At 53.7% G+C, this 4,489-nt stretch carries 5 protein-coding genes and 1 pseudogene; 5 read left to right on the plus strand and 1 reads right to left on the minus strand.

All coding sequences use genetic code 11. From position 1 onward, the window contains the following. The 5 genes and pseudogenes from FDW87_RS21350 to FDW87_RS00910 form a co-directional block, all read left to right on the plus strand. Window positions 1-557 (plus strand): annotated as a pseudogene (locus FDW87_RS21350) (solute:sodium symporter family transporter); the annotation flags it as partial. Next, on the plus strand, window positions 554-2,047 hold the full coding sequence (locus tag FDW87_RS00895; protein ID WP_049042660.1) for a sulfatase-like hydrolase/transferase: 1,494 nt from the start codon (window positions 554-556) through the stop codon (window positions 2,045-2,047). The pseudogene FDW87_RS21350 and the gene FDW87_RS00895, both read left to right, overlap by 4 nt. Before the next feature lie 98 nt (window positions 2,048-2,145). Further along, window positions 2,146-2,493, plus strand: coding sequence for a YidH family protein (locus tag FDW87_RS00900; RefSeq protein WP_016157812.1), 348 nt, complete (start codon window positions 2,146-2,148; stop codon window positions 2,491-2,493). Next, window positions 2,483-2,845 carry a DUF202 domain-containing protein gene (locus FDW87_RS00905; protein ID WP_019078012.1) on the plus strand — a complete coding sequence of 121 codons (363 nt, stop codon included), beginning with the start codon at window positions 2,483-2,485 and terminating at the stop codon, window positions 2,843-2,845. The genes FDW87_RS00900 and FDW87_RS00905 overlap by 11 nt, the downstream gene beginning before the upstream one ends. Beyond that, window positions 2,842-3,954: an anaerobic sulfatase maturase gene (locus FDW87_RS00910; RefSeq protein ID WP_170975091.1), complete on the plus strand. Its 1,113-nt coding sequence runs from the start codon at window positions 2,842-2,844 to the stop codon at window positions 3,952-3,954. Before FDW87_RS00905 ends, FDW87_RS00910 begins: the two co-directional genes overlap by 4 nt. A gap of 12 nt (window positions 3,955-3,966) precedes the next feature. Here the strand turns inward: FDW87_RS00910 and FDW87_RS21355 are convergent. Then, on the minus strand, window positions 3,967-4,489 hold a 523-nt coding region (locus tag FDW87_RS21355), incomplete at its 5' end, for a D-serine ammonia-lyase (protein ID WP_252362919.1).

A 4,489-nucleotide genomic window follows, 5' to 3' on the forward strand; every position in this document is an offset into this window, starting at 1 on the left:
TAATTTCCGTGCTGGTAGCACCGTGGATCGCTAATGCACCGGAAGGACTCTACAGCTGGATGAAACAGCTCAACGGTATTTATAACGTGCCGTTGGTGACCATCATCATCATGGGATTCTTTTTCCCGCGCATTCCTGCGCTGGCAGCGAAAGTCGCTATGGGACTCGGTATCGTCAGCTACATCACCATTAATTATCTGGTGAAGTTCGACTTTCACTTCCTTTACGTACTGGCCTGTACCTTCTGCATCAACGTGGTGGTGATGCTGGTTATCGGCATTATCAAGCCGCGTGCGACGCCGTTTAAATTCCATGATGCTTTTGCGGTAGACATGAAGCCGTGGAAAAACGCCAAACTTGCCTCTGTCGGTATCCTGACCGCGATGCTCGGCGTCTATGCTGGACTGGCGCAGTTTGGAGGGTACAACACCCAATGGCTGACGATTCTCTGCTACTCAATTACGGCGGCAGTGATGATGTATTTAATTTACAGCACCTGGCATACGCGTCGTTTGGCCACTGCACTTTCTGTCTCTGACGCTAAGGATAAAGCATGACCCGCCCTAATTTCCTGTTCATTATGACTGATACTCAGGCGACCAATATGGTCGGCTGTTATAGTGGTAAGTCGCTGAATACCAATAACATTGATAGCCTGGCGGCGGAAGGTATTCGCTTCAATTCTGCTTATACCTGCTCACCGGTGTGCACTCCGGCCCGCGCTGGGCTGTTTACCGGGATTTATGCCAACCAGTCCGGCCCGTGGACCAATAACGTCGCGCCGGGGAAAAATATCTCCACCATGGGACGCTATTTTAAGGATGCGGGCTATCACACCTGCTACATCGGCAAGTGGCATCTCGACGGGCACGATTACTTTGGTACCGGCGAGTGCCCGCCCGAATGGGATGCTGACTACTGGTATGACGGGGCAAATTACCTCGCGGAACTGACGGACAAAGAGATCGGTTTGTGGCGTAACGGTCTGAACAGCGTGGAGGATTTGCTGGATAACAATATCAATGAAACCTTTACCTGGGCGCACCGCATCAGTAACCGGGCGATTGATTTCCTCCGCCACCCTGCACGTGATGAAGAACCCTTCCTGATGGTAGTTTCCTACGACGAGCCGCATCACCCGTTTACCTGTCCCGTGGAGTATCTGCAGAAATATCAGGATTTTTATTATGACCTGGGGATGAAGGCGCACGACTCTTTGAGTAACAAACCTGAACATCATCGTCTTTGGTCTGAAGCGATGCCTTCGCCGGTAGGTGATGATGGGCGCTATCACCATCCGCTCTATTTTGCCTGCAACGACTTTGTCGATGACCAGATTGGCCGGGTTATTAATAGCTTAACGCCCATGCAGCGGGACAACACCTGGGTCATTTACACCTCCGATCATGGCGAGATGATGGGGGCGCATAAGCTCATCAGTAAGGGGGCAGCGATGTATGACGACATCACGCGAATTCCGCTGATTATGCGCTCGCCTCAGGGAGAATCCATGCAGGTAGACACGCCGGTAAGCCATATCGATCTGCTGCCGACGATGATGGCGCTGGCGGGTATTGAGAAGCCACAAATCCTGCCGGGTGAAAACATCCTTACCGTTGAAAAACCACGCGGTGTGATGGTGGAGTTCAATCGTTATGAGATTGAACATGACAGTTTTGGCGGATTTATACCGGTACGTTGCTGGGTGACGGATGACTGGAAGCTGGTGCTGAACCTGTTTACCAGTGATGAGCTTTACGACAGACGAAACGATCCCGATGAGCTACACAACCAGATAGATTCTCCGCAATTAGCCGATGTTCGCTGCCAGATGCACGACGCGCTGCTGGACTATATGGATAAAATCCGCGATCCATTCCGCACCTATCAGTGGAGTTTGCGTCCCTGGCGTCCTGACGCCGTACCGCGCTGGATGGGCGCTTTTCGCCCGCGCCCGCAAGACGGCTATTCTCCCGTGGTACGCGATTACGACACCGGTTTACCAACCCAGGGCGTAAAAGTTGAGGAGAAAAAGCAGAAGTTCTGACTACAATGCCAATTGGCGCAGATACTCATATTTGCACTTACCTGTCGGCCGGATAAGGCATTAGCCGCCATCCGGCAATGACAGCCAGAGGAGTTTGAATGAAAATTTCCCGCCTTGGAGAAGCCCCGGATTACCGCTTCTCACTGGCAAATGAGCGTACCTTTCTGGCGTGGATCCGTACCGCGCTGGGATTTCTGGCGGCGGGGGTTGGTCTCGACCAACTGGCTCCGGATTTTGCCACGCCGGTAATTCGTGAGCTTTTAGCGCTGTTGCTATGCCTGTTTGCCGGTGGTCTGGCGATTTATGGCTACCTGCGCTGGCTGCGTAATGAGAGGGCGATGCGCCTGAAAGAGGATTTGCCCTATACCCATAGCCTGTTAATCATCAGTCTGATTTTGTTTATTGTCGCGGTGATTGTCATGGGACTGGTGCTGTATGCCGGATAGCCGTAAGTCGCGACGTATCGCCGATCCGGGGTTACAACCGGAGCGAACATCGCTGGCCTGGTTTCGTACGCTTCTGGGTTATGGAGCGCTAATGGCGTTGGCGCTGAAGCACAACTGGCATCAGGCGGGCTTCCTGTTTTGGGTTTCAATTGTGGTGCTGGCGATGGTGGCGATCGTTCTGTGGCGCTATACCCGCAGCCGTAATCTGATGGATGTTACGCATAGCGATTTTTCTGAATCTCGCGCGGTGCGTGACAAATTTATGATCTCCCTCGCGGTGTTATCCCTCGCAATACTGTTTGCTGTAACGCATGTCCGCCAACTTATTGCGTTTATCGGGAATTTAGCATGACAGGATGTCAGGTCATGGCCAAACCAGCCAGCTCTCGTTGTAACCTGGATTGTCGTTACTGTTTTTACATCGATAAACCCACTCAACCCGAAATGGATGACGCCACCTTAGAGACGTTTATTCGTCAGCATATCACCGCACAGCCGGGGGCTGACGTAATGTTCGCCTGGCAGGGCGGAGAGCCAACCCTCTGTGGCATCGACTTTTTTCGCCGCGTAGTGACGTTGCAAAAACAGTACGGGGAAGGGAAGAAAATCCATAACGCGTTCCAGACCAACGGGATTTTGCTCAACGACGAATGGTGTCAGTTTTTGCACGATAACGGCTGGCTGGTGGGGATTTCGTTGGATGGCCCCGCCGAGTTGCACGATGCTTATCGTGTTAACCGCAGCGGAAAACCGACTCACCATAAGGTGGTGGACGCCATTGCCAGGCTCCGTAAGCATCAGGTGGAGTTCAATCTGCTGGTAGTGGTTAATTCTCTGAACAGCCAGCAACCTGAGTTGATGTATCGCTACCTTCGCCAGCTTGGCACGCCTTTTTTGCAGTTCATTCCGCTGGTTGAATATGATGAAGACGGCGAGCTTACCGCCGAATCCGTCCCGCCTCAGGCGTGGGGAACCTTCCTGAATTCCGTCTTTGATATCTGGGTCAGAGAAGATATTGGCCGCGTATTCGTCCAGTTATTTGATTCAACTCTGGGCGTATGGTGCGGACACCCGGCGCAGATGTGTTCGCTAAGCTCCACCTGCGGACATGCTTTTGCTCTGGAAGCGAATGGCGATTTGTATCAGTGCGATCACTATGTTCACCCTGATTTTCGCCTGGGTAATATTCATCGCACGTCGTTGAGTGAGCTCAACGCCAGCCCGTGGGCAGCGGCGTTTGGTCAGTCCAAGAGAACCACGCTGAGCGCGGAATGCCAGGCGTGTTCGCTATTACGCTTTTGCCATGGTGATTGCCCAAAGCATCGCGACAGCAGTGGAAAGAGTGCGATTTGCGGCGGATACAGCGCTTTCTTCAATCATACCGCGCCGCATATGCGCGTGATGCGTGACCTTCTGAAGCAACATCGCTCACCGATGGAACTGATGGCGATGCTGCGTTAAGTTCAGCGGCGTTTAACGTCCTTTGGTCAGATACTGCGCCATTTCGGCTTCCGGCACCATGCCGCCGCCGGTCGCCCACACCAGGTGGGTGGCGTTATTGAGCTGCTCCGCGCTGAAGCCGTGCATTTGCTGATAGTCAGCAGAAGCGCAAACGTGCTGCGGACCGGCCATCCCGGCCAGCGCCGACGGCTCAAGGCGAATGCCTTCTTCCTGCGCCAGCCAGCCCAGCATGTCGTACATAGTCTGATCGTCCAGGGTGTACAGACCGTCGAGCAGACGTTCCATTGCCCGGCCAACAAAGCCGGACGCGCGGCCCACCGCCAGCCCATCTGCCGCTGTCAGGTTATCGATGCCAATGTCCTGCACAGAAATTGTATCGTGCAGTCCGGTATAAATCCCCAGCAGCATGCACGGTGAATGGGTAGGTTCTGCGAAGAAGCAGTGCACGTTATCGCCGAATGCCAGCTTCAGGCCAAACGCCACCCCGCCAGGCCCACCGCCGACGCCGCACGGCAGGTAAACAAATAGCGGATGG

It is taken from the genome of Citrobacter sp. wls826, assembly GCF_005281245.1.
GTDB classification, from domain to species: domain Bacteria; phylum Pseudomonadota; class Gammaproteobacteria; order Enterobacterales; family Enterobacteriaceae; genus Citrobacter; species Citrobacter braakii.